Source organism: Pseudomonas sp. 15C, from assembly GCF_055484735.1.
In genome coordinates this window covers 1-24,761 of the sequence record NZ_JBUDGD010000068.1, presented here as the reverse complement: position 1 = coordinate 24,761, position 24,761 = coordinate 1, and the positions used below count along the sequence as shown (strand labels likewise).

Genomic DNA, 24,761 nt, shown 5'->3' with positions numbered 1-24,761 from the left:
CCCTCACCCCAGCCCTCTCCCGGAGGGAGAGGGAGCTGATCTACGTTGGCTTTGAAATCGCGAACGACTCGGTATCGCAGGTTGGCGTATCTCTCGCATTCACCTTGGTCAGTCCCCTCTCCCTCCGGGAGAGGGATAGGCGGGCGGCGTTCCGATGAGGGGCTTTTGATTCTCAGGCTGTTTCAAGTCTCATCCAGCAATCCCGATCCGCGCCCAGGCAAACTGCCCGGAACTCTCGCCGCCACACGCCGCTCTACCCAGAAACCCGCAAATTTCCGGACTCTCTCATGAGCGACGATCTGCAACCTCCAGACCTGGACACCTGGCAACGCCTGTTCGACGACCGCGCCTATTGGCAGGATTCTCCCGACTCTCACTACCTCGACCTGCAGCGCATCGCCGATGATTTGCTCGGTCAGGGTGCCATCGACCTGGAACAGTGGCAGCTCCTGCGTGCCAAGGCCGATGATCTGCACAAGGACTCACCCGCGGTGAATGTCGCCCGCGAACTCGACGACCCCGAAGCCTGAGGACTCGCCCCATGAACACTACCGTCAGCCAGAACGACAATCCCGATGAGCCGCGCCCGGCCGGTGAAACCGAGCGTGACAATGATGCTCTGCGGCCGACCGATCCCAAGCAACGGCAGAGCAGCAAAGGCACACCGAGCGGCGAATCCACCGCTCAGGAGACCGCGAAGCCGCACACGCGTGGGCCACAAACGCAGGTCAAGCCGTGAACAGCGTCTATGCTCACTGGCACGCCCGCCGCTGAAGTCGATTCAGCGGCGGGCGTCGCCATTTCATAACAGGGAAAGTCATGCATATGAAGCTCGACGCACTGGCCAAGGCCATCACTCTCGCAACACTCCTGTCTGCCACCAGTTTCGGCGCCTGGGCTGCCGATATTCCGTTATCCGCCGTCGTCGAGGCCGATACCGTTACTACCAAAGTGCTCGCAGTTGACGCTGCCAACCACCAGGTTGTACTGGAAGGGCCCGAGGGCGCCAAGGTCCACGTTCAGCTCAGCGACAAAGCAAAAAATCTTGCCAACCTCAAGGTGGGCGATCTGGTGAAGATCGAGGTGCAGCGCTCGGTCGCCGCTTATCTCGACACCGATGTGGATAAAGGTCTGCCGGGCACCACCGAGCGTACCGGCGAATTGCGCAAGGCGCCGGGCAGCGATAACCCCGGTGGCGAGGCTTACCGGCAGGTACAGGTGCAGTTGAAAATCAGCAAAATTGATTTGAAGTCCAATCAGGTCACCCTCCAGAACCCGTCCGGACAATCGAAGACGCTTGATGTGAAAAAGCCGGAGATTCAAGCAAAACTCAAGGATCTGAAAGTAGGACAGAGTGTTATTGTCACTTACACCGATATCCTGAAAGTGACCAGTCAGCACGATAGTTGAGTATTAACTCTACAAAATGATTGTTCTTGTACAGCTTTGTGTATGAGAACAATCATATAAAAACCGGATGTAGGAAGTTTCCCGGTAAATATCGACGAGACACACTTTTTAACTTACCAGTACAAAAATTTCATGTTTAAGCCTGACGACATATCCGCCGTCTTCAATTAAAATCCTCTCGGTTCGCCCAGTGTCAGGGCTCTTTACCGGTGCATGGATTGCCAGGCCATTACACTGGGCGGACACCTCTTTGGAGAGCTGTATACAAATTTCTGCAACAAAAAAGGGCGACTGCCAAGTCGCCCTTTTTTTGTTGCTTCGAATTACGCCGAGGCTCGAATATCCGTTTTGCCTTGCTGTCCCTGGAAGCGCTTCAGCGTGGCCTCATACATCTTTGTCCGCCGGTGGTTTTCCCCGTAGATACCTGCCGCAGCGACCGTGCCGGCCTGGATATGATCCAGATAGCTGAAGATCTTGCGCGGCGAGAGGAATTTGATGCCATAGCCCAAACCACTCATTCGATCTTGCAGGGTATAACCCGGAACTTGCTCGTCCATGCAGAAGTGCAGTCCCAACGATTTCATTAGACGCGCATTCCACAGTGTGCAGAAGCTTTTCAAATGCGTTTCTTTATAAGGCCGCGGCTGTTTCGAGCGCATGCCCAGATGCAGTTTTACCCGACGAACATGGTGCTTGCAGAATCGCGAAGTTAAACGCCACGTATCACGCAGTAGCCCGCGATTGAGTTGTTCGACACAACCCACTGCTGCCATATCCGGCGACCTGGCGCACTCGCGCATCATCATCGCAAACACTTCCTTGTCGTAGACGAAAGTGTCTGTGTGCAGCAGAAACAGATAATCGGTTTCAACTTTTTCCAAAGCCAGATCCAGCGCCTTGCCATGCGCAATATGCCCCGCTTCCTTGCCCGGCGACGGACGCTCGATCAGGTTGATCCAGTCCAGCGAGCGTAAATAATCGAGGCTGGCATCCGCTGAATCGTTATCCACCACCCACACCGGAATGCGCTGCGCCTGGACGTGCTCGCGCAGCAGCTCAAGGCACATCCGGGTGATGCCCGGGGTTTTGTAATTGACCAGGACAAGGCTGAAATTCGCTGGCGGCTGGCTGGGTAAATCAAAGGCTTTCATGTCGGAAGGATTCATTCACGGCTCATGACGACAGGGTTCATGAGCGCGATGCTAGCGAGGGAAGCTTAGGTGAAGCTTAATTTGCGGGTGTGGCGGTTTTTGTGCGGTGCGGAGTAGGGCGCTGGGCGTCGAACGTGCGAGCGCTGACAATAGAAATGCATTGAGTGCTGCTGATGAATACCGGATAAAATGCGCGCCCTCTCATCCTGTCGTCATCTGGATATCGTCAAGCCACAAGGAAGTAACAATGAGTAAGCGTTTCAAAACTAGAGCTGTGAGTACTGCTTTTTTTTCATTGCTGATCACTTGCAATGCTTGGGCACAGGGACCGCGCGAGCTGTATGACGCCATGAAAGCCGGGAAATGCGTACCCAATTCTGAACAGCTTCATGAGCAAGCTGTCGCAGGCGATCCAGACGCGCAGACGCAATTTGGCAAAGCGATTCAGGAGAACCTCTGCGGCATCGTTGAACAGTGGTCCCCAGGTATGCCCGAAGAGTGGTTTCGCAAGCCTGCGGAACTAGGTAATGCCGAAGCGCAAGTCGGATTGGCTGAGGAACTTAGTTGGGATCGAAGTATTGAAGGGGAGGAGGCCGGTGTTTATTGGGACCTGAAAGCTGCAGAACAAGGGAACGCCAAAGCTCAATTCAGTCTGGCGCAGATTTACCATCGAGGCGGTCGCTCCATTAAGAACCTGAAGGATATGGAGAAGGCCTTGGCGTATTACAACCAGGCGGCTGAAGGCGGATATGTCATGGCCTATATGTCGCTGGCGGACATCTACGACAAGGGTGACGAAGTCCCGAAGAATGATGAAGTCGCTGCGAAGTGGTTTCGAAAGGCCGCGGAGTCTGGGGATGCTTACGGTCAAAACAATTTTGCCGAAATGCTGGCTACCGGACGCGGTGTTGGAAAGGATGAGGGGCGTGCTGTTATGTGGTATCGCAAATCGGCCGAACAAGGGAACCAGTACTCTCAATACGAACTGGCAAAAATGTTGGAACAGGGACGTGGAGTTGCGCGCGACGAACGTGAAGCAGCCAGACTTTACCAGCAGTCAGCAGATGCAGACTTTGGTAACGCGCAGTTGGCATTAGGCAAAATGTACGCACAGGGCCGAGGCGGGCTGCCAAAGAGCAAATCCAAAGCTGAGTTCTGGATGCTCAAAGCTGTGGGGCGCTATGCGCCAGGGGCAAAAGAAGAGCTGGAGAAGCTCTGATAAAAAACAAAATCCGAGATCGCTTTTTTTGAGCGCAGGCGAATCATCGGCGACTGATACACCGTCATCGCGAGCAGGCTCACTCCTACATTGGGTTTGTGTATTGCCTGAAAGCTTGCGTCCACCGCGAAACCTGTAGGAGTGAGCCTGCTCGCGAAGGCGTCGGTTCAGGCGAATCCTTGGTGGCTGATACACCGCTATCGCGAGCAGGCTCGCTCCTACAGGGGATTTGTGGGTTCCCTCCGAATCAGCGCAATTTGATCCGCAACACCGCGGCGCACTCCTCGATCGAGCGCTGTTGCGTCGCGGCATACAAACCCAGTTCGTCGATGGTCGCGCGCCCGAGCGCTTGTTCGAAGGCCTGGCGATTGGAATGTTCGCCATAGTGCGTCTGCGCCGCGTCGCCGAGGTTTGACTGAAAAATTCCCGCCGCACTCACCGGCAGGAAATCCTCGTACACCAATGGCTCGGCTTTCACATAGCCCTTATGCAACAAATCTTCCAGCGACGACTCTCTGAGTCCACTCGCCGCCATACCATTTTCCGTAGCGAAATAGCGAAAATACGCCAGCCCCTGTTCGTGCATCCCCTCGACGTTGTCAGGGAATTCGCCAAAATGCTGAGTCATCAGTGCGTTGTAGCGTACGGCGTTGCCTTCGTTGGGAAAATCGCCCAGCTCATCCCGCGCCGCATTCAGCAATCGGTCATACAGCGCTCGGCCTTTGGGTGTCAGCGCCGCACCGCGTTGTTCGATTTCGCCGAAGCGCGCGCTGTGACTGCCGCGGGTCTGCTGCTGATCGGTGAAGGCGACCGGCTCGTCCAGTGCCTTGAAACTGGTCTGGCGCAGCAGGATCGGACATTGCCGGCGCGGTGGGCCTTCAATCACTGCTTTGGGGGTGATGCCATGCTTCGGCATCTGTTCCTGCACGCGGTCGATGTCCAGCGTACGCGGGGTCAAGTGGTTGATGTGCGGACCTTTGAAGGCGACGACGTCGGCGATCAAGCGGTGCTGCGCGCTCAGTGTCTGGTATTGCGCAGCGGTGACGGTGGCGCTGTGGTGCCAGCGAAAGGTTTCCAGTGCCTGTAAGACGAATGCCTCGGCCTCGCTTTCATTCAGCCCGCCCGCCGTTTCAGCATGGGCGATCAGGCGCAATGCTTGCGGGGTAAAAATAGATCGCCGAGCCAGCACCGATTCGGCAAAGGCGCGCACGTCGGGATCTTCGATCAGCTCCAGGCGTAACAGCGAAGTGAACACTCGAAACGGGCTGACCTGTAAGGCGTCTTCATGCACCGCGCGAAACGCCGTGGAATGTACCGGCACCCCCGCCGGGGTCAGGTCGTAATAGCCCACCGGCTGCATGCCCATCACCGCAAACAGGCGGGCGAGGGTGGCCAGTTCGGTAGCGGTGCCGACGCGGATGGCGCCGTGGCGCTCCATGTCCAGGCGTTCGATTTCACCGCTGCTGTGCAGTTGCCGGGCGATGTCCGGTTGGCGAGCAAGCACGTCACGGTTGGTCTGCTCCACCAACTCCATCAATGCGCCGTACAGCGGCACTTCTTCGCGGTACATGTCCGACATCGCTTTGGAGAAGCGTTGGCGGATCAGGTCGGGGCTGACAAACGGCTGCACGGTCATGAAAAAAAATCCTGCCACGGTCACGGAATGGATAGCGGAAAAGATCGCAGCCTTCGCCCACCCGGGCAAACGAAGAATCCTACGAACTTCATTCTGCCAACGACTGATCCACCAGTTCGATCCAGTGCACCACGCGGGTACGCCCGGCGCTGGCCAGATGGCTTTGGCAACCGACGTTGGAGGTGACGATCAACTGCGGCCGGCCACTCTCCAGCGCGTTGAGGCGGTTATCGCGCAGCTGCCGGGCCAGCAGCGGTTGCGTCAGCGAATAAGTGCCTGCCGAGCCGCAACACAAATGGCCGTCCGGCACGGCGGTGAGATTGAAACCGAGACGGGTCAACACCGACTCCACCGCGCCGCCGAGTTTCAACGCGTGCTGCAAGGTGCACGGGCAATGCACGGCGATTCGTTGTTCGCTGGCAGCGCACACCTGTTCCAGCGGTTCCTGCGCGAGGATCTGCACCAGATCCAGCGTCCGCTCGCTGATATGCCGTGCCTTGGCCGCATAAGCCGGATCGTTTTCCAGCAAATGCCCATAATCCTTGATAAATGCGCCGCAGCCGCTGGCGGTTTGCACGATCGCTTCGGCGCCGTTCTGCAGGTGAGGCCACCACGCATCGATATTTTGCCGGGCTCGATCAAGGCCTTTGGCTTGGGCGTCGAGGTGATAATCCAGCGCGCCGCAACAACCGGCCTCCGCAACCGGTGTGACACTGATGCCGAGTCGATCCAGCACTCGCGCCGTCGCATCGTTGGTGTTCGGCGACAGCCCCGGTTGCACGCAGCCCTCCAGTAGCAACACGCGGCGCGCATGCCGAGGAGCGGGGCGCGAATCGTTGCCTGACACCGCGTGCGGCAGTTTGCTTTCCAGCAAACGCGGCAACAGCGGCCTGAATGTCGCGCCTACCCGCAACAAGCTTTTGAACACGCGTGGATTCGGCGCCAGGGCCCGCAGGCCCTCACGCAACAGCCGCTGAGCCGGTGTACGCGGCACGGCCTGATCGACCACCGCACGGCCAATGTCGAGCAGGTTGTGATAGTCGACGCCGGACGGACAGGTGGTTTCGCAATTGCGGCAGGACAGGCAACGATCCAGATGCAGTTGCGTCTGCGCGGTCGCCGGTGCGCCTTCGAGCACTTGCTTGATCAGATAGATGCGCCCACGCGGGCCATCGAGCTCATCGCCGAGCAGTTGATAGGTCGGGCAGGTCGCGTTGCAAAAACCACAATGCACGCAGGTGCGCAGAATCTTTTCCGCCTCGGCGGCTCGGGGCAGCTGTCGCGCTTGTTCGCTGAGCGTGGTTTGCATGGCTAGAACTCCGCGTACATCCGCCCGGGGTTGAACAGCCCTTGCGGATCGAGTTGCGCCTTGAGCTGGCGGTGATAGCGCAACAGCGTCGGCGCCAACGGCTGGAACGGTGTGTCACTGGCACCGTGGCTGAAACAAGTGGCATGGCCGCCCAGCGACTGGGCGAGGGCGTGAATCCCGTTGCTGTCGGACTTCAGCCAGCGTTGCGCGCCGGCCCAGTCGATCAATTGCTCGCCAGGCAGCTCCAGCGGGCTGAGATTGTTGGGTAGTGACAGGCGCCACAGCGGCAGGCCTTCATCGAAAAAGGCCAGGCGATGCTCGTTCAGATCGCTCCAGAAAATCGAGTCCAACGGTTCACCACCGAGGCGTTGATGCGCCGCGGTCACCGAACCTTCGCCGCCCTCAAGGCGCAAATAAAGACTTGTGCCATCGTGACACGCCGCACTGATCGGCAGCGGTTGCTGACCCCACTCGGCAAGTTTGCTCAAGGCGCGGGTGCAGTCAATATCCAGGCGAATGCTCAGGCACTGGCGCGGTTTGGGCAGGACCTTCAGCGAGACTTCGGTGAGCACGCCAAGGCAACCAAAACTGCCGGCCATCAGCCGTGACAGGTCGTACCCGGCGACGTTTTTCATCACTTCGCCGCCAAAACGCAAGTGCTGACCGAGACCGGTGATGACTCGCGTGCCGAGCACGAAGTCGCGCACCGAGCCTGACCACGGCCGCCGCGGGCCAGATAAACCTGTCGCGATCATGCCGCCGACAGTGGCGCTGTCGGTGAATGCCGGCGGTTCGCACGGCAGCATTTGCCCGGCGCTGTCCAGTGCTGAAAGCAGCTCTGATAACGGCGTCCCCGCGCGCGCGGTGATCACCAGTTCGGTCGGTTCATAGCGCACGATGCCACAGTGCGCACGAGTGTCGAGTATTTCGCCCGCCACCTCGCGGCCGAGAAACGCCTTGCTGTTGCCCCCCTGGATTTTCAACGGTGTGCCATTGGCGCGCGCGGCGTTGACCTGATCGAGCAGGGCGCTGGCGCCGTCGAAATCGGCCATCAGAAACGCTCCAGCTCGGGGAATGGCAGTTGCCCAGCGTGAATGTGCATGGCACCAAATTCGGCGCAGCGGTGCAGGGTCGGGATGTTCTTGCCGGGATTGAGCAGGCCTTTGGGATCGAACGCCGCTTTTACTGCATGGAACAGGCTCAGTTCGTCACTGTTGAATTGCGCGCACATCTGATTGATTTTCTCGCGGCCGACACCGTGCTCGCCGGTAATGCTGCCGCCGACTTGCACACACAGTTCGAGGATCTTGCCGCCCAACGCTTCCGCGCGCTGCAGTTCGCCCGCTTGGTTGGCGTCGAACAGGATCAGCGGGTGCATGTTGCCGTCGCCGGCATGAAACACGTTGGCAACGCGCAAACCGTACTCTTCGCCAAGCCTTGCGATGCCTTGCAGGACACCGGGCAATTCCCGGCGCGGGATGGTGCCGTCCATGCAGTAATAGTCCGGCGACAAACGGCCAATCGCCGGGAAGGCGTTCTTGCGTCCGGCCCAGAAACGCACGCGCTCGGCTTCGTCCTGCGCCTGACGCACTTCAGTCGCCCCCGCGGCGAGCATGACCTCGCGCACACGCTGGCAATCGTCATGCACATCGGCTTCGACGCCATCCAGTTCGCACAGCAGAATGGCTTCGGCCTCGACCGGGTAACCGGCGTGGATGAAGTCTTCGGCGGCACGGATGGCGAGGTTGTCCATCATTTCCAGTCCGCCGGGAATGATCCCCGCCGCGATGATTTCGGCTACCGCGCGGCCAGCCTTTTCCACCGAATCGAAACTCGCCAGCAGGACTTTCGCCACTTGCGGCCTGGGCAGCAACTTGACCGTGACTTCGGTAATGATCCCCAGCAAGCCTTCGGAACCGGTGAACAGCGCGAGCAAATCGAAACCCGCCGAATCCAGCGCGTCGCAGCCCAGGGTCAGGCGTTCGCCTTCGATGGTCAGCACTTCGATTTTCAGCAGGTTGTGCACGGTCAGACCGTACTTGAGGCAATGCACGCCGCCAGCGTTTTCGGCGACATTGCCGCCAATCGAACAGGCGATCTGCGAGGAGGGATCCGGCGCGTAGTACAGACCAAACGGCGCAGCTGCCTGGGAAATCGCCAGATTGCGCACCCCCGGCTGAACCCGCGCGGTGCGGGCGGCGGGATCGATATGCAGAATATTGTTGAACCGCGCCATCACCAGCAACACGCCCTGTTCCAGCGGCAAGGCGCCGCCGGACAAACCGGTGCCGGCACCACGCGCGACCACCGGGACGTTCTGTACGTGGCAAAGTTTGAGCAGGCTCTGCACCTGATCGAGACGCCGGGGCAGGGCGACCAGCATCGGCGTGGTGCGGTAGGCGGAGAGGCCATCGCATTCGTAAGGTTTCAATTCCTCCTCGCGCCACAGCAGGTCGAGGTCAGGCACGGCCCGTTGCAGTGCCTTGAGCAATTCGGCCTTGTTCACTTGCGGCAGCGGGCCGTCGAGGCGCTCGTCATAGAGGATGTTCATCTCAGCTCCAGGCCCCGCCGCTGATCGTTCCCACGCAGAGTATGGGAACGATCAGCGCCAGAACGATCACGGGAAATTGTCATCACTGGCTTCCAAGAAACGCCTGATACAGGCGTGCGCTATGCGTCGGTTGCTCGACCATCGGCATGTGCCCGACGTGGTCCCAGACCTCTACGCGCAAATTGGTGATGCCCTTGCTCCAGACCGGCACGCTGCTGACGTCGATCAGGCGATCCTTGCGTCCCCAAAGCAACAGCGCCGGGCAGCGAATTTGCGCCAGTATCGGCTCCATCGGCGGGCTGGCGCGGAAGTCGCGGAAGATTTCTTCCAGTTCATCGCGTTGCTGCACGTAGCGCTGGGCAATAGCGTCGAGCACCACCTTTGGCACCCAGGGCGGCGAGGCCATGGTCATTGCGTACAGATAGCGAAACTCTTCGCGGGAATTGACCAGAAACGGATTGTGCCCGCGCGCCAGATGCCGCTCCATGTCGCTGGCCTGCGGCGCGGTGACGCCCGCCGGGTCGATCAGCGCGAGCGAGGCGATTCGCTCGGGACAGGTTGCCGCCAGCCACGCCGCCAGATAGCCGCCCATCGAGTTGCCGATCACATGCACCTTTTCCACGCCGCAGACGTCAAGCAACTGGATCATGCGCTTGGCCTGCAGCGGAATATCAAAACCGCCACCGGCCTTGAAGCCGGTTTCACCATGGCCGGGCAAGTCCGGAATGATCACTCGATACTGCCGCACAAAGTGCCGGGAGAAACGCAGCCACAGATTCTTGTCGGCGCTGAAACCGTGCAGCATCAGGATCGCACTGGCCGCTTCGTACGGCCCGCCCTGCCAGGTCGACACCGTCATTTCGGCGATCGGCACTTCGATCTTGTGCAACTTGTACAACCTGGCCTCGATGGCCATGCTCAGGTCGTACAGCCAGTGCCCGATTGCCGGATAACTCAACCAGCTCCAGGCCACGAAAACCGCGAGGGCGACAAACAGCAAAAGCATCGACGTCTTCCTTTTACGTGTTCAGGACAGAATGTGGTCGGCGGGTTTCAGCGCCCGGGTCAAACGGTAGTAGCTGAAACTGAAGCCGGGAAACATGGCGATCACATGACCGCTCCTGCTTTGATACCAGCTGTGGCAACCACCGGACTTCCACACCGTGCGCTGCATTTCCCGGTGGATCATTGCAGTGTAGGTACGTTCTGCGTCGCGGCGCACTTCGATGCTGCACAACCCTTGATCGCGCACGGTGCGGATGCAATCGATGATGTAGTTCATCTGCGACTCGATGATGAATAGCGCCGAGGTGTGGCCGATGCCGGTGTTCGGACCGGTGACAATAAACAGATTGGGAAAGTCCGGCAGGCTGGTGCCCAGATAGGCGCGCGGATATTCGGCCCAGACATCGCTGAGCTGAACGGCGTTTTTTCCGCTGACCGGGTAGGAAATCACCCCGTCGGTGGCGTCGTAACCGGTCGACCAGACAATCAGATCCGCGTCGACATGCTGGCCGTCCGTGGTGTTGATCCCGGTTTCGTCGATGGAAGCGATGCCTTGTTCGCGGCTGTGCAAGGTGACGTTCGGGCGGCTCAATGTCGGGTAGTAAGTACTTGAGACCAGCACGCGTTTGCAGCCGATGGTGAAGTCCGGAATGAGTTTTTCCCGCAACTTTGGGTCCGGCACCTGTCTTCTGAGAAAGCGCAGCGCGTGCTGCTGCACCATGTGGATCGCCGGTTTCGAATACTTGAAGGCAATCACGCGGGTTTCGAATTGCCAGTAGATCAGCCAGCGCAACAGTTTGTACGCAGGTTTACGGCCGAGCAGCCAGCGTTGAATCGGTCCAAAGCGGCGATCGGCGCGGGGCAGTACCCAATGCGGTGTGCGCTGAAAAACGTGCAAATGTTCCACTTGCGGCGCTATCGCCGGAATCACCTGGACCGCGCTGGCACCGCTGCCGACGATGGCCACACGTTTATCGCGATAGTCGTAGCTGTGGTCCCAGTTGTTTGTATGAAACGTCTTGCCCTTGAAGCGATCCCGGCCGGGGAAGTCTGGGATTATCGGTTGGCTTAGCGGTCCGCTGGCGTTGATCAGAAATTGTGCATGGAAGATGCCTTTGCTGCTGGTATGAACGGCCCAGCGTTTTTCCGACTCGTCCCATTCGACGCGCTCGACATTGGTCTGCAGCTCCACGCGGTCACGCAAATGGAACTCGTCAATGACGTGCTCGGTGTAGCGCTGCAGTTCGGTCTGCCCGGCGAACATCTGCGACCAGCGGTAAGGCGCGAACGACAAGGAATACAGCGGCGACGGCACGTCCACAGCTGCGCCGGGGTAGGTGTTCTGGCACCAGGTGCCGCCGAAAAAGTCCCGTCGCTCCAGCAGTCGAAAATCGTCGATCCCGGCCTTGAGCAGGTTGACCGCCGCACACTGGCCGCCAAAGCCGCTGCCGATGATCAACACTTGGTAGGTGCGCATGGGCCTCCTTCTTATAGTTGTTTTTCCATTTTGCTCCTTTCATGTATAGCCAAAAATTCGCCCGGTGCGCGGCCTTGATGTCGCGCTATTCAGCCCGCTGACCGGTGATGGCGAATTAACGTCGCCCTGATAGACTCCCATCACATCCGCACAGCGGAGTGCGTGATCGAGGTCCTTATGGGAAATGCGGGAGGAAAGGGACTTTCAGTCGCCAGGAGGCTCTATACGTCGCGAATCCTCGGGCTGTTGCTTGGGCTGCTGTGTGTGTCCGTGGCGATGTATGCGCTCGATCCGCCGCTGTGGGTCTGGGCACTGATGTTCTTCAACGGCCTGGTCTGGCCACATCTGGCGTTTCAATGGGCGCGCCGCTCGCGTGTTCCCTATCATGCAGAACACCGGAATCTGTTGATCGATGCTTTTCTCGGTGGTTTCTGGGTCGCCGCGATGCATTTCAACCCATTGCCCACGGCGGTGACGATTTCGATGATGGCGATGAACAACGTCGCGATCGGCGGTGCACGCTTTCTGTTGGCAGGCTCTGCTGCGCAATTGCTCGGGGTCGGCGTCGGGCTGGTGGTATTTGCCCCGGCATTCATCCCGCAGACTTCGCCTGCGCAGATGTACGCGTGTTTCCCGTTATTGCTGCTGTATCCGTTGGCGCTGGGCTGGATCTGCTTTCGTCAGGCCTACAACCTCGGCCGGCATAAACGCGAACTGCTCGCCCTGAGCCGCACCGACAGCCTGACCGGGCTGCTCAACCACGGCGCCTGGAAAGACCAGCTGGAAATTGCCTTTCAGCGCTGCAGACGCCAGCAGCAGGGCGCAGCAATTGCTTTGATCGACATCGATCATTTCAAGACGATCAACGACACCTACGGCCATGTCGCCGGCGATATCGTGTTGCGCCAGTTGAGCAAGTTGCTCAAGCACAACCTGCGCGCGACGGACATGGCCGGGCGCTATGGTGGTGACGAGTTCTGCGTGATCCTGCCCGAACTGCCGCTGTTCAACGCCGCCCAGGCCATGGAGGCGTTGCGCGAGCGTTTCGCGATTCTGGGTTATGAGCAGAATCCGGCGCTGAAGGTCAGTTTGAGCATTGGCCTGGCGGCTTACGATCCGATGCATGCCGACGCCACACGCTGGCTCAATGAGGCCGATCAGGCGCTGTACGAAGCCAAGGCGAGCGGGCGTAATCGAGTGATCTGCAATTGCGACGAGCAGCCTCGCCAGCCGGTGCTTGATTCGGTCTGATTGCCCTCTACAAATCCCTTGTAGGAGTGAGCCTGCTCGCGATGGCGTCGTGTCAGTCGACATTGATGCCAGCCGACACGACGCCATCGCGAGCAGGCTCACTCCTACAGGGGGATGTGGGTTGTTGGTAAATCAGTGTCGCATCCGTTGTAGAGCCGCGCGCCGATGTCGGGTACGGTTAAAGGTCCTGTACGCGAAACAAGGACCGCTTCATGACGTTCTCATTTCCTCGCTCCCTGCTGGCCGCCAGCCTCGGCCTGTCTCTGACCCTCGCTGCCACCGGCGCCTTCGCCGAACCGCACAAGCAAGTGCTCGCCGATGCCGAGCAGTACCAGCCCGAAGCGCTGAAGTTGCTCGAGCGGCTGGTCAATATCGACTCGGGTTCCGGTTACGAACCCGGTCTCAAGCAAGTCAGCGACATCGCCATCGATGAGCTGAAAAAGCTCGGCGCGACGATTGAACTGGTACCGAATACACCGGAAAAGTCCAACCATGTATTGGCCACGCTGAGGGGCACCGGCAAGGCGAAGATCCTGCTGATGGCGCACATGGACACTGTTTTCAAGGAAGGCTCGGCGGCCGAGCGGCCGTTTCACATCAAGGACGGCCGCGCATACGGGCCGGGGGTGATGGACGACAAGGGCGGTATCGTCGCCGGAATTTATGCGCTGAAAGTGCTGAAGAACCTTGATTTCAAGGACTACGCGCAAATCACCTTCCTGCTCGATGCCAGCGAAGAAACCGGTTCGGACGTCGCCACCGACCTGATCAAGAAAACCGCCAAACAGCACGATGTGACCCTCAACCTCGAGCCAGGCCGCCCGGCCGATGGCCTGGTGGTGTGGCGCAAGGGCAGCGCAACGGCGCTGGTCGAGGTCAAGGGCAAAGCCGCGCACGCCGGTGTCGCGCCAGAACTGGGGCGCAACGCCGCCATGGAAGCGGCGCACCAGATTCTGCAACTGGGCAAGCTCGGCGATGAGGCGAAGAAGACCACTATCAACTTCACCGTGCTCAAGGCCGGCGATCGCACCAATGTGATTCCCGATCAAGCCACCGCCAAGGCTGACGTCCGCGCGGCGGTGCCCGAAGAGTTCGATCGGATCGAGAAGGACCTGGCGAGGGTCTCTCAGGACAAGCTGATTGCTGAAACCGAGGTGAAGACCTCGCTGCAGCGCGGCTTGCCGCCAATGCCGCAAACGGCCGAGTCGGATCGCCTGATGGCCATGGCCCAAGGCATCTACGGCGAGATCGGCCGCAAACTGACCGAGGAGGGCAGTGGTGGCGCGGCGGATGCGAGTTTGTCTGCCGGGGTTGGCACGCCGACGCTGGATGGTTTTGGCATTGTTGGCGGCAATATTCATACGCCCGAGGAATACGCCGAAGTGGCGAGCGTGGCGCCGCGAATTTATCTGTTGTCGCGGATGATCATGGAGTTGGCCAAGCCGCGGTGAGGTGATGGGTGGTGTGAGGGTGTCGAGTGGCGTGTCAGACGAATCGGCCCCTCACCCTAACCCTCCCGAAACGTCGGACCGCCCGAAGGGAGAGGGGACTGACCGTGTTGTTTGTAGTCCATGCGGCACCCGGTAGATCAACTTGAATGCAAGTTTGCATTCAACGCGGTCTCTCTCGTAGGCGCAGATCCAGAGCCTCCCCCAATCGGTTCCCTCTCCCTCTGGGAGAGGGCCAGGGTGAGGGGCTGTTGTTTCGGGCATCACTCCTTGACGCTCATGTACTCCTTGGCCCAGAGAATGTATTCCTCCGGCTGGGTATACGTGTGGGTCAATTCCGTTGCGCTGAGATCGGCAGCCTGGGTGAAGATCTGCCGTTGCTCGCGCAGGCTGTCGTAAGTCGCTTTGATCGCCGCAAAGTAAGCACCGTGCCCGTCGATGGTCACGCGCACACCCAGCTCGGCCAGGCGTTTGTCATCGCGCAACGCTGGGTTGCCGTAGGTCACCAACATTAGAGGTACGGTGAGGTGCTCGGCGATCTGCTCGAGCTGATCGAAATCCTGTACGCCAACCATGCAGATGCCATCGGCGCCCGCCGCTTGGTATTGGCGGGTGCGGCTGATGATTTCCTGGTTCGGCAGAATGCCGGCATTGGTGCGGGCAATGATGGCCATTTCCGTGTCGACGCGGGCTTCCAGCGCCGCGCGGATCTTGCCGACGCCTTCGGCGACGGTGATCAGATCGGTAGATTTACGGCCGAATTGCGCTGGCAGCAGGGTATCTTCGATGGTCAGTGCAGCGACGCCGGCACGTTCCAGTTCGACGATGGTGCGCATCACATTCAGGGCGTTGCCGTAGCCGTGGTCGGCGTCGGCGATCACTGGCAATTGGGCTACGCGGCCGATACGGGTGGCTTGTTCGGCGAACTCGCTGAGGGTGATCAGGGCAAAGTCCGGGGCGCCGAGGACCTGCAACGAGGCCACGGAGCCGCCGAGAATCCCCACTTCAAAGCCGAGATCGGCGGCGATGCGCGCCGACATCGGATCAAACACCGAAGCCGTGTGGTAGCAGGTGTCGGAGGCCAGCAACTGACGGAAGTTACGGCGCAAATCTTGATGAGAAAGCCTGGTCATTCGAGTTCCACCAATACAAAGGAATGGAACGGCTTGAACAAATGTGTCAACGCCGAAGAATGAAAAGGCTATCACGCGAATGGGTCAATGATCATGACGAATTTGCGCAGGCAGCCTGCGGGACCTGCTGTTTGCTGAAAGGATTTACCCTGACGGTAGCAACGCTCAGGCCGCCACCGCCTGTTGCTGTTGATTTGGCAGCATGACGGCCCGTACCGAATTGCCCGGTTGCAGTTGCAGGCGTTTGGCGGTGAGGCGGTCGATCATCAGGCTGCTACCGACGCGTCGAGCATGGGCCACGGTGATGCGGCAGTTCTCCAGCCGGCGGTTGTGAATCAGCCACAAGGGTGCCTGTTCGTCCGGGCTGCCCAGGCTCAAGGTCAGTTCTGCGCTGTCGCGCACGGTGCGGATATTGTGCAGCGGTGCTTCGATCACCGGGCCTGCGTCGAAGATATCGATGTAGCCCTTGTGGGCGAAACCTTCAGCCTGGAGGATTTTCAGCGCCGGCTCGGTGTTCGGGTGCGCCTGACCGATGGCGGCCTGGGCGGCTTCGGTGAGCATGCAGGCGTACAGCGGCTGGCGCGGCATCAGCTCGGCGATGAAGGCTTTGTTGCCAAGCCCGGACAAGTAATCGGCATGGCTGAAATCCATCTGAAAAAAATGCCGACCGAGACTGTCCCAGAACGGCGAACAGCCTTGTTCGTCGGCGCTGCCGCGCAACTCGGCAATCATCTTTTCGCCGAACAGGTGCGGAAATTCCGCAGCGAACAGCAAGCGCCCGAGCGATAGCAGGCGACCGTTGCTGCCGTGGCGCTGGTCATGACTCAGAAACAGCGAGCACAACTCCGACTGGCCAGTCAGTTCATTGTTGAGGAACAGTGTCGGGATCTGCCGTTGAATGCCCAGATCGGGCGCCGAACTGACCGTCACCCCAACCCGATAGTTGTACCAGGGCTCGCGCATGCCGACCGCCCCGGCCATCGCGCTGACGCCGACCACGCGCATGTCGTCGTCTTCGAGTACAAAGAGATAGTCGGCATCGGCGCGTTCGACCTGTTCGGCAAACGCCCGTTGCGCCCAGCGTACGCGATGAGTCAGGCGCTCTTCATTGGCCGGCAGGGTGGTGAACCCCGGGCCAGCCTGTTGCACCAGAGCCATCAGGGCGGGCAGATCGCTGACTTTCACCGGGCGGACAATCATCCTGTAACTCCTTCTTTGCGCCTGTTCGGGCGTTGTCGTTGACTGTGCAACCGGGCGGGATTCACAGGGCAATCAGCCGGATCGGGTTGCCATCGGTCACGTTCAGCGCCGCGCACATGGCTGGAGTGAGGGAAAGCGGTTGATCGGGGTGGTAGTCGAGTTCGGCGACGATGGCGCGGAAGCCGTGCAGCGCTTCGTTGCTCAGTAGAAAACGGCCACGCGCATCGATGTGCGCCTCTTGCCGCACGCTGGCGATCTGGCTGTGGGTGATCGATCGAATGTTGGCTGTACGCGCGTAAAGGGTCGGGCCAGCATCGAACAGATCGATGTAGCTGTTGGTCTCGAAGCCTTCTCGTTCGAGAATATCGAACGCCTCCTGACCATCCGGGTGGACGCGACCGATACAGTCCTGCGCCGCGGGCGGCAGCATTGGCACGTAAATCGGGTATTGCGGCATCAGTTCGGCGAGAAACCGCCGGCTCTGCAGGCCACACAAGCGTTCGGCCTCGGCGTACGGCAGGTCGAAGAAGTGCTTGCCCAGCGCATCCCAGAATGGCGAGTGCCCGCCCTCGTCGCTGTAACCAACGATTTCGGTGATCACCGCTTCGGCAAAGCGCGGCGCATGGGCAGCGATGAACAGCAGTCGTGCCCGTGACAGCAACTCGGAAAATGGCGTACGCACCAGCGCCGCGTCGATGTGGAAGCCGCGCAGCAACGTATGGTCGTTAAGATCGTGGCACAGCGACAGCGCCGGCACACCGTGCTCGATGTTCAGCTCACGCGACGCGCTGGTGAAATGGCGGTTGCGCAGGCTGTAGAAGGGCTCGTCGTGGCCGGCGGTGGCGAGAATTTCCGAGCAGCCGCGCAAGCGCTGGCTGTCGAGGTCTTCGAGCACGAAGCAATAACTCTCCGGGCCATGCACTGCCGCAGCGCTGGCAAACGAGGCGATGGACGCGGCAATTTTCTCGCGCAGGCGTTCGCTGTCGTCCGGCAGCGAGGTCACGCCCAGCAGGCTGTCGCGGGCCAATCGTTGTAGCTGGGGCAGGTCAGTCTGCTCGACCGGGCGTAAGACCAGCATGGATGTACTCCTGTATCAAAAGGCTCGGCGATGGCGCCGAACCTGACTATCACTGTCGGTTTCCACGCAATAAATCGGCAGTCGCCTGATTCGTTGTCAGACGCTGCTCTTTTTCTTGTCAGCCGTTACTCGGATCCGGTAGCGCGGTGCTGGCCCCGAGTTTGTTGAGGAAGAACAGGTAAACCAGACCCAGGGCAATCCAGATCAGGCCGAGTTTCTGCGCATCGACGCCCATGTTGTACATGATGGCCGCGACGATGATGAAACCGACCACCGGGCAGAGCAGATGACGTACGATCTGACCGGACTTCTGCCGACGCCAGTAGTAGTTGATCACAGTCAGGTGCAGCAGCATGAAACCGCTCAGTGCGCCGAAGTTGACGAGCGAGGTCAGGGTGTCGACCGAATTGATGAACAGGTAGCAGATCACCAGCGACAGCACGGCCACCAGATAAATGCTCAGGTACGGCGTGTTGTGTTTCGGGTGCACCTTGGCCAGCACTTTCGGCAACTTGCCATCGCGGGCCATGCCGAACAGCAGACGCGATACGGCGGCTTGCGAGGTGATGGCGACCGCCACGCCCCAGGCCAGCGCCGTGGCGACTGCGGTGAGGGTCGCGAGCCAGCTGCCGGCGGCGATTTCGGCAATTTCATAGAACGCGGTGTCGGCGGATTTGAAACCCATGCCCGCCGCCAGGTCGGTGGCAATCCAGGTTTGCGCGACGAAAATCACCCCCATCACCACCAAGGTGATCAGCGCTGCCTTGCCGACGCTCTTGCCGGGATCGCCCTTGATTTCTTCGGCGAGGGTAGAAATTGCGTCAAAGCCGAGGAACGACAGCACGGCTATCGACACTGCTTGCATCAGCAGGGCGAAATTGAAGGTTTCCGGATGATACAGCGGCGCCAGCGTCAGCTCGCCGTTGCCGCCGCCGTTGTGCAAGGCATTCCATGCGTAGAACAGGAAAATCCCCAGCACCACCAGTTGCGCGAGCAGGAAGACGATGTTCATCCGCGCGGTGAAGGTGATGCCGCGCAGGTTGACGAACGTCGCGCTGACCAGGAATGCCAGAATGAAGCCGACTTTCGGAATATCGGGATACAAATGGTTTAACGCCATGGCCGCGTAAACGTAGAGCAGCGGCGGAATCAGCAGGTAATCCAGCAGCATCAGCCAGCCGGCGAGGAAGCCGACGTGTTGATTCAGGCCGCGTTGCGCATAGGAATACACCGAGCCGGCGATCGGAAAGGCCTTGGCCATGCTGCCGTAGCTCAGCGCGGTGAAGAGCATCGCCACCATGCCGATGATGTAGGCCAGTGGCACCATGCCCGGCGCCTCGGCGTTGACGTAGCCATACACACCGAACGGGGCGATGGGGATCATGAAGATCATCCCGTACACCACCAGGTCGGTCAGCGTCAGGCTACGTTTCAACTCTTGTTTGTAGCCGAATTGTTCAATTTCCATGAAGCCTACCTCCTTGTCAGCCAATCGGTCGTTTCAGTTGTTGTCGGTCCGTCGTTTACAGCGCCAGCGGTGTTTCTCTACAGCAACATCGATTACAGCAAGGGTGTGAGGTAACCGGCCCAGCGCGACACGGCTTCCGGGCTGCGCAACAAGTCGTTGCGCACCTCGATCAGCACCGAGTCGAGACCACGGGCGTCGCCATGCACCGGCACGGTCATGTCGCCCAACGGGTCGATGCGGTACGGCTGATTGCCGGCCACTTTCAGCGGATGCGCCTCGAGCCCGTCGAGCAGGCGCTGTGCATAGGCCTTGGCCTGGCCGAACAGCACGCCGACTTCCAGCGGTCGTGGCTGGCCGTAATACACCGGGGTGAAACTATGAATGCCGACCACGCGTACAGGTTGCCCGCGGGCGATGCGTTCGTCGATCAACGTTTGCAAACGCGCGTGAAACGGCTTGAACAGCATCTGCCGACGATATTCACGAGTGGCTTCGTCGAGTTCGCGGTTTCCCGGCACCTGATAGATCTCGCTTTGCGCCGGAATGCTGTCCGCGGCGTGCCGTGGCCGGTTCAGGTCGATCAGCAGCCGCGAATAGTTGGCGCTCAGCAAGGTGGCGCCAAGTTGTTCGGAAAGCTGTTCGGCCAGTTGCAGAGCGCCAATGTCCCAGGCGATATGTTCTTGCGCGGCGGCATCATCCAGGCCCAGATTGTTCAGGGCTGCGGGGATATAGCGGCTGGCGTGTTCGCACACCAGAATCAACGGGTGTGTCGAATCCTCGCGGATCAGGTTGTAAGCCGGGCGGGTGTACAACCCGTGCTCGGTGGATTCAGTACAGGCGTGCATAGTGCTCACACAAGTCAGCGGGCGAGAGCTGTTCCGTCAGCGCCAGTTCCTCGGTTTTCAGGGCGTAATAGGTGTCGAGCAATGGCTTGGGCAGCCACTCGGTTAACGCGGGGCTGCTGCGCAGGCGTTCCAGCGCCTGGGCCAGCGAGGCGGGGAGGGCGACGATGCCCCGCGCCTTGCGTTGCTCGTCGTTGAGTGAATCGGGGATTTCATCGGTGATCGCGTTCAGCGCCAGACGCTGTTCGATGCCCAGCCTTCCGGCAATCAGCAACGCGGCCATGGCCAGATGCGGCGAAGCGGTGGCGTCCATCGCGCGGAATTCAACATTGAACTGCTGGGCGACGGACTTGTCGCCGAGGCTCACCGTTGGGCAGATGCGCAGCGCCGCTTCGCGATTCTGATGACCCAGACACGCGTAGGACGCGCTCCAGTGATGCGGCTGCAAGCGCTGGTAAGACACCGGCGTCGGCGCGGTAAACGCACACAGCGCCGGCAAATAATGCAGGATCCCCGCCGCCCAGTGCTGACCGATGCTCGACAGGCCGTTGCTGGTGCCGGCGTCGTAAAGCATTGGCTGGCCTGCCAGATTGAGCAGACTCACATGCAAATGCACGCCGTTGCACACTGCGTCGGCCTTGGTTTTCGGCGCGAAGGTCAAGTCGAGGCCCAGTTGCCGGGCGATCTCGCGGCTGATCTCGCGCACGTTCACCGCACGATCGGCCGCCGCCACGCCGAGGGCCGGGCGACAGGTGATTTCGTACTGGTGCTTGCCGTACTCGGGCAAAAACATCTCTGGCTCGACCCCGCCGGCGCGCAAGGCACTGAGCAGCCAGCCGCCGAACTCGGCGCCCTGACGCTGGGCCTGGAGGGAAAACGCCAGATGCTCGGCGGACCCGGCGTGCAGATTGAATTCGTGTTCGAACGCCGCGTTGACCTGCAGGCCCAGTTCATCGCGATAACGCTCGATTTCATCACGCAGCAACGTGCGCGGACAGGCGCCCCACGGGCGGCCATCGGTTTCGCGAATGTCGCCGTGGATGAAATCCATGGCCGGGGCATTGGCGTCCGGGCCATTGCTGACGATGACCCGGCTGCTCAAATCGGGGATCAGCCGCAAGTCACCATACGCACCCCACGGATTGGTCGAGGCGATGATGTCCTGTGGCGTCAACGCGCTGTTGGCCGGCACCCAGCCGCATCCGGTGGCTTGATAATGCTCCAGTTCATCGGTGGGAAACGAGCGGCCACGGGTGATGCCGATCAGGTCAGTAGTGACCAGCGTGGTCAGCGGCAGCGGTGTCAGGCGCGTGCTCATGCCTGCATCTCCTGCAAGCGGCCAAGCACTGTGTCGGTGTCGGTGATCCAGCAGTAACCCTTGATCGCGTTGAGGCAGGCGTGATGGCGTTCGGCGCTATAGGTGGCGCAGGCGTCCTCCACCAGCGTGACCAGATAACCGCGGTCAGCAGCGTCGCGCACGGCCATGTCGACGCATTGGTCGGTGACGATGCCGGCGATGATCAAATGGCGGGTTTCGAGGTTGCGCAGGACGTAGTCGATGTTGGTCGAATTGAACACGCCGGAGGAGGTTTTCGGCAGAACGATTTCGTTTTCCGCCGGGGTCAGTTCAGCAATGATCTGCGCCTGCGCGCTGCCTTTGGGCAGGTGCATGTCTGACAGTTTGTGATCGAGCGAACGGTCGCGGCCGTCGGCGGTCAGGCTTTCGATGATCGTGTGCAGGACGTTCTGCCGGGCCTGCCGAAACGCTGCGAGCAAGCGTTGCTGGTTTGGCAGTACCTGGGTGCGTGCGCGACTGAGGAAATACTCGGCATCAGGCCCCGTCAAGTGAGCATCGAACTGCGGTTCGAGCCAGGCACGCTGCATGTCCACCAGCAACAGCGCGGTGTGGTCGCTGGCATACGGCAAGTCACGCGGCGAGCGGTGGGGAAGGCTGAACATCCTTATTTATCCTCCAGCAAATGGGTGTTGAAGTCGTTGCGCAGGGCATCGATGCCTTCCAGGCGATCGGCCAGATTCTCGGTGCGCAACGTCAGACAGGCGATCAGCGCCTCGACCTGCGCCAGCGCCGGGACCATGGTGTCGAACGGCGAGGCCGACTCGACTGGGGCGCTGATGATCAGGTCAGCCAGCTCGCGCAGCGGCGAGGCATATATATCGGTGAACAACACCACCCGGGCATTGGTGTTTTTCGCGGCACTGGCGACGCGCAACGCCTGGGTCTGGTAGCGGCGATAGTCGAACAGCAGCACCACGTCCTGGCGTTGCAGATCGAACAGCCGATCAGGCAGTTGCGCGTTGTCCTCCAGCGCAAAGCAACCGGGGCGCAACAGCCGCAAGTGGTTGAGCAGATAAGTGGCCATCAGGCTGCTGAAGCGTCCGCCAAAGCAGTACACCTGATGACGCGCATCGAGCAGCCAGTCGGTAAGGATGCGCACGTCTTCCGGTTGCGTCAGCGACTGGGTCTCCACCAGCAGACGATGGCTGTCGCCCAGGTAGTGGCTCCAGGCGTCGTCCTTGTGTTGCTGGGCGCGTGGTTGCAACAGCGTGCGCGGCGAGCGCAGGCGATGGTCCATGTCGCTGAGCAGGGCGTCCTGAAATTCGGCATAACCGCCGAAACCGAGTTTTTTCACCAGACGTACGATGGTCGGATCACTGACACCCGCGTGTTCGGCCAGCCGCGCCATCGGGCCCAGGCCATTGCGCGGGTACTGATCGAGCAAGGCGCGAACGACTTTGCGCTCGGACGGCGTAAGATCCAGGCCGGGCTCGGTGATCAGGTCTCTGAGAGGGGGCATCCGGGCTCCTGCTGGATGAGGGGTGTTGAATCTGCTTCATAATCCGTTAAAACAGTATTTATGTAAGTGGCGCTACATGTCTAGCGAATTTTTCGGCGTGTTTAAACGGCACCAAAACAGGGCGAGACGCCCGTGTAACAAGGGCTTCACGAATGTCGACTGGTCTTGTAGTCCATTGCCCATGCCGGCGTCAGAAGTTGCCTTATGGGAATTCATTCCAGTTGGCCGCCGATGATCTGGCATCCACCCGGCAGCCCCGGTTTACGGCACAATTGCTGCCGGTTCAGAACCATGCCCTTGATTGCAGCAGTGACCGACCGGAGCGCTTCCCGTGCAGACAACGCGTTTGACATTGATGTGCCATGCACGAACCGTCGCACAGAAACTGGCGTGTTTTCCTACGAATGAGCCTGTTGAAAACACCGGGCTGGCGCCGACTGCACTGATCGCGCGTTTCAATACTGCGCCGCGTTTGCTCTGCGCGCCGGAATTGCGCACGCGCCAGACGGCGGCGTGGTTTGGTGCGGATGCGCAACTCGACGAAGCGCTGCGCGATTGCGATTGGGGGCGCTGGAGTGGCGTATCGATCAAGGATCTGCAACGCAGCGAAGAGGCAGCCCTGAACAGCTGGCTGCGCGACACCCATGCGGCGCCGCATGGCGGCGAGTCGGTAGCACAACTCTGTAAGCGGGTAGCGGGATGGCTGGCCAGTGTGCAAGCGACTCCGGGTCATGTGCTGGCGGTGACTCATCCGTTTGTCATTCGCGCAGCGCTGACCGAAGTCATGCGCGGGTCGGCGTTTCATGACATCGATGTCGAACCGTTGTCGACGGTTGAATTGCGTTTTAGCGGCCGCTGGCGCTTGCTACTACCCGGCTTGGCGGTGGCAGGAGCTTGTTGATGAAACAATTGCTGGTGATCGGCATCGGTGCCGGAAGTCCCGACTACATCACGATGCAGGCGGTCAAAGCGCTGAATCGGGTGGACGTGTTCTTTCTGATGGACAAAGGCCCGCGCAAGGACAAGCTGATCGATTTGCGCCGGGAAATCTGCGCGCAATACATCAGCGACGACCGCGATTATCGTTTCGTCGAAGCCCACAGCCCTGAGCGCGAGCGCGAGCGCGATGCAGTCGACTACACGGCCAGTGTCGATCACCTGAACAGAGCCAAACAGCGCACCTTTCAACGGCTGATCAATGACGAATTGTCTGACGGCCAGTGCGGCGGTTTTCTGGTTTGGGGCGACCCGGCGTTGTACGACAGCACGGTGCGCATTCTTCAGGCGATATTAGCGTCGGGTGCGTGCGCCTTTGAATTTCAAGTAATCCCCGGCATCACCAGCGTTCAGGCACTCGCGGCGCAGCACAAGCTGCCGCTGAACACGATTGGCCGCTCCATTGAAATCACCACCGGACGGCGTCTGGCGGCGGGGCAGGTGAGTAACACGGACAGTCTGGTGGTGATGCTCGATGCCGAGGATGCTTATCAGAGCGTGGCCGATGCGCAAACAGAGATCTATTGGGGCGCCTATCTGGGCACGCCGGACGAGATCCTGATCAGCGGGCGGCTGGCGGACGTGGCAGATGAGATCGAAAGGGTGCGCAAGGCGGCGCGGGCGGAGCATGGGTGGATCATGGATACGTATTTGTTGCGCAAACCTTAGGTGGGTGGTGTCTGAGCTGGCCTTATCGCGAGCAGGCTCACTCCTACACTTGATCGGGTTTGCAATTCCAATGTAGGAGTGAGCCTGCTCGCGATAGGGGCC

Annotated in this window: 23 protein-coding genes; 8 read left to right on the top strand and 15 right to left on the bottom strand. The window is 60.1% G+C overall.

The genetic code is table 11. The features are described 5' to 3' along the window. Positions 1 to 287: 287 nt before the first annotated feature. The 3 genes from ACYYKW_RS23665 to ACYYKW_RS23655 all read left to right on the top strand — a co-directional run bounded on the left by ACYYKW_RS23665 (position 288) and on the right by ACYYKW_RS23655 (position 1,410). Positions 288 to 530, top strand: a complete 243-nt coding sequence (locus ACYYKW_RS23665) for a hypothetical protein (protein ID WP_464991318.1) — start codon at positions 288 to 290, stop codon at positions 528 to 530. Positions 531 to 541: 11 nt separating this feature from the next. Further along, positions 542 to 739, top strand: coding sequence for a hypothetical protein (locus tag ACYYKW_RS23660; protein WP_090282736.1), 198 nt, complete (start codon positions 542 to 544; stop codon positions 737 to 739). A gap of 86 nt (positions 740 to 825) precedes the next feature. Continuing rightward, positions 826 to 1,410 carry a hypothetical protein gene (locus tag ACYYKW_RS23655; RefSeq protein ID WP_093102641.1) on the top strand — a complete coding sequence of 195 codons (585 nt, stop codon included), beginning with the start codon at positions 826 to 828 and terminating at the stop codon, positions 1,408 to 1,410. A gap of 323 nt (positions 1,411 to 1,733) precedes the next feature. Here ACYYKW_RS23655 and ACYYKW_RS23650 read toward each other — a convergent pair whose 3' ends face one another. Next, the gene (locus tag ACYYKW_RS23650; RefSeq protein ID WP_464991319.1) at positions 1,734 to 2,561 is read right to left on the bottom strand and encodes a glycosyltransferase family 2 protein; all 828 of its coding nucleotides are present in this window, start codon (positions 2,559 to 2,561) and stop codon (positions 1,734 to 1,736) included. 247 nt (positions 2,562 to 2,808) lie between these two features. Between ACYYKW_RS23650 and ACYYKW_RS23645 the strand changes: the two genes are divergently transcribed. Beyond that, entirely contained in the window at positions 2,809 to 3,780 is a 972-nt protein-coding gene (locus ACYYKW_RS23645) for a tetratricopeptide repeat protein (RefSeq protein ID WP_336354478.1), read from the top strand. Between the two features lie 247 nt (positions 3,781 to 4,027). On the opposite strand, the gene hglS is transcribed toward ACYYKW_RS23645, so the two are convergent. The 6 genes from hglS to ACYYKW_RS23615 all read right to left on the bottom strand — a co-directional run bounded on the left by hglS (position 4,028) and on the right by ACYYKW_RS23615 (position 11,758). Next, a complete protein-coding gene (gene hglS / locus ACYYKW_RS23640; RefSeq protein ID WP_464991317.1) occupies positions 4,028 to 5,416 on the bottom strand; it encodes a 2-oxoadipate dioxygenase/decarboxylase HglS in 1,389 nt (462 codons plus the stop codon). Positions 5,417 to 5,504: 88 nt separating this feature from the next. Then, the gene (gene glcF, locus ACYYKW_RS23635; RefSeq protein WP_464991316.1) at positions 5,505 to 6,725 is read right to left on the bottom strand and encodes a glycolate oxidase subunit GlcF; all 1,221 of its coding nucleotides are present in this window, start codon (positions 6,723 to 6,725) and stop codon (positions 5,505 to 5,507) included. A 2-nt stretch (positions 6,726 to 6,727) separates the two neighbouring features. Further along, positions 6,728 to 7,777 (bottom strand): glycolate oxidase subunit GlcE, encoded by a 1,050-nt coding sequence (gene glcE / locus ACYYKW_RS23630; RefSeq protein ID WP_464991315.1) that lies wholly within the window; start codon positions 7,775 to 7,777, stop codon positions 6,728 to 6,730. Next, on the bottom strand, positions 7,777 to 9,276 hold the full coding sequence (glcD, locus tag ACYYKW_RS23625; protein ID WP_464991314.1) for a glycolate oxidase subunit GlcD: 1,500 nt from the start codon (positions 9,274 to 9,276) through the stop codon (positions 7,777 to 7,779). Before glcD ends, glcE begins: the two co-directional genes overlap by 1 nt. Before the next feature lie 82 nt (positions 9,277 to 9,358). Beyond that, the gene (locus ACYYKW_RS23620) at positions 9,359 to 10,282 is read right to left on the bottom strand and encodes an alpha/beta fold hydrolase (protein WP_093102623.1); all 924 of its coding nucleotides are present in this window, start codon (positions 10,280 to 10,282) and stop codon (positions 9,359 to 9,361) included. 21 nt (positions 10,283 to 10,303) lie between these two features. After that, positions 10,304 to 11,758: a flavin-containing monooxygenase gene (locus tag ACYYKW_RS23615; RefSeq protein ID WP_464991313.1), complete on the bottom strand. Its 1,455-nt coding sequence runs from the start codon at positions 11,756 to 11,758 to the stop codon at positions 10,304 to 10,306. Between the two features lie 177 nt (positions 11,759 to 11,935). On the opposite strand from ACYYKW_RS23615, the gene ACYYKW_RS23610 reads away from it, so the two are divergent. Together ACYYKW_RS23610 and ACYYKW_RS23605 are read left to right on the top strand one after the other, a co-directional pair. After that, positions 11,936 to 13,009: a diguanylate cyclase gene (locus ACYYKW_RS23610; protein ID WP_464991312.1), complete on the top strand. Its 1,074-nt coding sequence runs from the start codon at positions 11,936 to 11,938 to the stop codon at positions 13,007 to 13,009. Positions 13,010 to 13,221: 212 nt separating this feature from the next. Continuing rightward, positions 13,222 to 14,460 carry a M20/M25/M40 family metallo-hydrolase gene (locus ACYYKW_RS23605; RefSeq protein WP_464991311.1) on the top strand — a complete coding sequence of 413 codons (1,239 nt, stop codon included), beginning with the start codon at positions 13,222 to 13,224 and terminating at the stop codon, positions 14,458 to 14,460. 260 nt (positions 14,461 to 14,720) lie between these two features. Here ACYYKW_RS23605 and ACYYKW_RS23600 read toward each other — a convergent pair whose 3' ends face one another. The 8 genes from ACYYKW_RS23600 to ACYYKW_RS23565 all read right to left on the bottom strand — a co-directional run bounded on the left by ACYYKW_RS23600 (position 14,721) and on the right by ACYYKW_RS23565 (position 22,994). After that, positions 14,721 to 15,590, bottom strand: a complete 870-nt coding sequence (locus tag ACYYKW_RS23600; RefSeq protein WP_024012471.1) for an isocitrate lyase/PEP mutase family protein — start codon at positions 15,588 to 15,590, stop codon at positions 14,721 to 14,723. Between the two features lie 165 nt (positions 15,591 to 15,755). Beyond that, on the bottom strand, positions 15,756 to 16,790 hold the full coding sequence (gene astA, locus ACYYKW_RS23595; RefSeq protein WP_093102610.1) for an arginine N-succinyltransferase: 1,035 nt from the start codon (positions 16,788 to 16,790) through the stop codon (positions 15,756 to 15,758). Positions 16,791 to 16,851: 61 nt separating this feature from the next. Then, complete coding sequence (locus tag ACYYKW_RS23590; RefSeq protein WP_093102607.1) at positions 16,852 to 17,868, bottom strand: arginine N-succinyltransferase; 1,017 nt, start codon at positions 17,866 to 17,868, stop codon at positions 16,852 to 16,854. Between the two features lie 118 nt (positions 17,869 to 17,986). Further along, a complete protein-coding gene (locus ACYYKW_RS23585) occupies positions 17,987 to 19,336 on the bottom strand; it encodes an APC family permease (RefSeq protein WP_093102604.1) in 1,350 nt (449 codons plus the stop codon). Between the two features lie 92 nt (positions 19,337 to 19,428). Beyond that, on the bottom strand, positions 19,429 to 20,181 hold the full coding sequence (locus ACYYKW_RS23580) for an N-formylglutamate amidohydrolase (RefSeq protein ID WP_093102601.1): 753 nt from the start codon (positions 20,179 to 20,181) through the stop codon (positions 19,429 to 19,431). Further along, positions 20,165 to 21,496: a glutamine synthetase family protein gene (locus tag ACYYKW_RS23575; protein ID WP_464991310.1), complete on the bottom strand. Its 1,332-nt coding sequence runs from the start codon at positions 21,494 to 21,496 to the stop codon at positions 20,165 to 20,167. The genes ACYYKW_RS23580 and ACYYKW_RS23575 overlap by 17 nt, the downstream gene beginning before the upstream one ends. After that, a complete protein-coding gene (locus ACYYKW_RS23570; protein WP_464991309.1) occupies positions 21,493 to 22,137 on the bottom strand; it encodes a cysteine hydrolase family protein in 645 nt (214 codons plus the stop codon). The genes ACYYKW_RS23575 and ACYYKW_RS23570 overlap by 4 nt, the downstream gene beginning before the upstream one ends. Positions 22,138 to 22,139: 2 nt before the next feature. Continuing rightward, complete coding sequence (locus tag ACYYKW_RS23565) at positions 22,140 to 22,994, bottom strand: MurR/RpiR family transcriptional regulator (protein ID WP_090282752.1); 855 nt, start codon at positions 22,992 to 22,994, stop codon at positions 22,140 to 22,142. 331 nt (positions 22,995 to 23,325) lie between these two features. Between ACYYKW_RS23565 and ACYYKW_RS23560 the strand changes: the two genes are divergently transcribed. Further along, positions 23,326 to 23,895 (top strand): histidine phosphatase family protein, encoded by a 570-nt coding sequence (locus ACYYKW_RS23560; RefSeq protein ID WP_464991308.1) that lies wholly within the window; start codon positions 23,326 to 23,328, stop codon positions 23,893 to 23,895. Beyond that, complete coding sequence (gene cobF / locus ACYYKW_RS23555; RefSeq protein ID WP_464991307.1) at positions 23,895 to 24,659, top strand: precorrin-6A synthase (deacetylating); 765 nt, start codon at positions 23,895 to 23,897, stop codon at positions 24,657 to 24,659. Before ACYYKW_RS23560 ends, cobF begins: the two co-directional genes overlap by 1 nt. Positions 24,660 to 24,761 lie beyond the last annotated feature (102 nt).

Excerpts from the sequence above, each read along its gene's own strand:
- ACYYKW_RS23665 (WP_464991318.1), top strand. The coding sequence starts at position 288 with ATGAGCGACGATCTGCAACCTCCAGACCTGGACACCTGGCAACGCCTG.
- ACYYKW_RS23660 (WP_090282736.1), top strand. The coding sequence starts at position 542 with ATGAACACTACCGTCAGCCAGAACGACAATCCCGATGAGCCGCGCCCG.
- ACYYKW_RS23655 (WP_093102641.1), top strand. The coding sequence starts at position 826 with ATGAAGCTCGACGCACTGGCCAAGGCCATCACTCTCGCAACACTCCTG.
- ACYYKW_RS23650 (WP_464991319.1), bottom strand. The coding sequence starts at position 2,561 with ATGAAAGCCTTTGATTTACCCAGCCAGCCGCCAGCGAATTTCAGCCTT.
- ACYYKW_RS23645 (WP_336354478.1), top strand. The coding sequence starts at position 2,809 with ATGAGTAAGCGTTTCAAAACTAGAGCTGTGAGTACTGCTTTTTTTTCA.
- hglS (WP_464991317.1), bottom strand. The coding sequence starts at position 5,416 with ATGACCGTGCAGCCGTTTGTCAGCCCCGACCTGATCCGCCAACGCTTC.
- glcF (WP_464991316.1), bottom strand. The coding sequence starts at position 6,725 with ATGCAAACCACGCTCAGCGAACAAGCGCGACAGCTGCCCCGAGCCGCC.
- glcE (WP_464991315.1), bottom strand. The coding sequence starts at position 7,777 with ATGGCCGATTTCGACGGCGCCAGCGCCCTGCTCGATCAGGTCAACGCC.
- glcD (WP_464991314.1), bottom strand. The coding sequence starts at position 9,276 with ATGAACATCCTCTATGACGAGCGCCTCGACGGCCCGCTGCCGCAAGTG.
- ACYYKW_RS23620 (WP_093102623.1), bottom strand. The coding sequence starts at position 10,282 with ATGCTTTTGCTGTTTGTCGCCCTCGCGGTTTTCGTGGCCTGGAGCTGG.
- ACYYKW_RS23615 (WP_464991313.1), bottom strand. The coding sequence starts at position 11,758 with ATGCGCACCTACCAAGTGTTGATCATCGGCAGCGGCTTTGGCGGCCAG.
- ACYYKW_RS23610 (WP_464991312.1), top strand. The coding sequence starts at position 11,936 with ATGGGAAATGCGGGAGGAAAGGGACTTTCAGTCGCCAGGAGGCTCTAT.
- ACYYKW_RS23605 (WP_464991311.1), top strand. The coding sequence starts at position 13,222 with ATGACGTTCTCATTTCCTCGCTCCCTGCTGGCCGCCAGCCTCGGCCTG.
- ACYYKW_RS23600 (WP_024012471.1), bottom strand. The coding sequence starts at position 15,590 with ATGACCAGGCTTTCTCATCAAGATTTGCGCCGTAACTTCCGTCAGTTG.
- astA (WP_093102610.1), bottom strand. The coding sequence starts at position 16,790 with ATGATTGTCCGCCCGGTGAAAGTCAGCGATCTGCCCGCCCTGATGGCT.
- ACYYKW_RS23590 (WP_093102607.1), bottom strand. The coding sequence starts at position 17,868 with ATGCTGGTCTTACGCCCGGTCGAGCAGACTGACCTGCCCCAGCTACAA.
- ACYYKW_RS23585 (WP_093102604.1), bottom strand. The coding sequence starts at position 19,336 with ATGGAAATTGAACAATTCGGCTACAAACAAGAGTTGAAACGTAGCCTG.
- ACYYKW_RS23580 (WP_093102601.1), bottom strand. The coding sequence starts at position 20,181 with ATGCACGCCTGTACTGAATCCACCGAGCACGGGTTGTACACCCGCCCG.
- ACYYKW_RS23575 (WP_464991310.1), bottom strand. The coding sequence starts at position 21,496 with ATGAGCACGCGCCTGACACCGCTGCCGCTGACCACGCTGGTCACTACT.
- ACYYKW_RS23570 (WP_464991309.1), bottom strand. The coding sequence starts at position 22,137 with ATGTTCAGCCTTCCCCACCGCTCGCCGCGTGACTTGCCGTATGCCAGC.
- ACYYKW_RS23565 (WP_090282752.1), bottom strand. The coding sequence starts at position 22,994 with ATGCCCCCTCTCAGAGACCTGATCACCGAGCCCGGCCTGGATCTTACG.
- cobF (WP_464991307.1), top strand. The coding sequence starts at position 23,895 with ATGAAACAATTGCTGGTGATCGGCATCGGTGCCGGAAGTCCCGACTAC.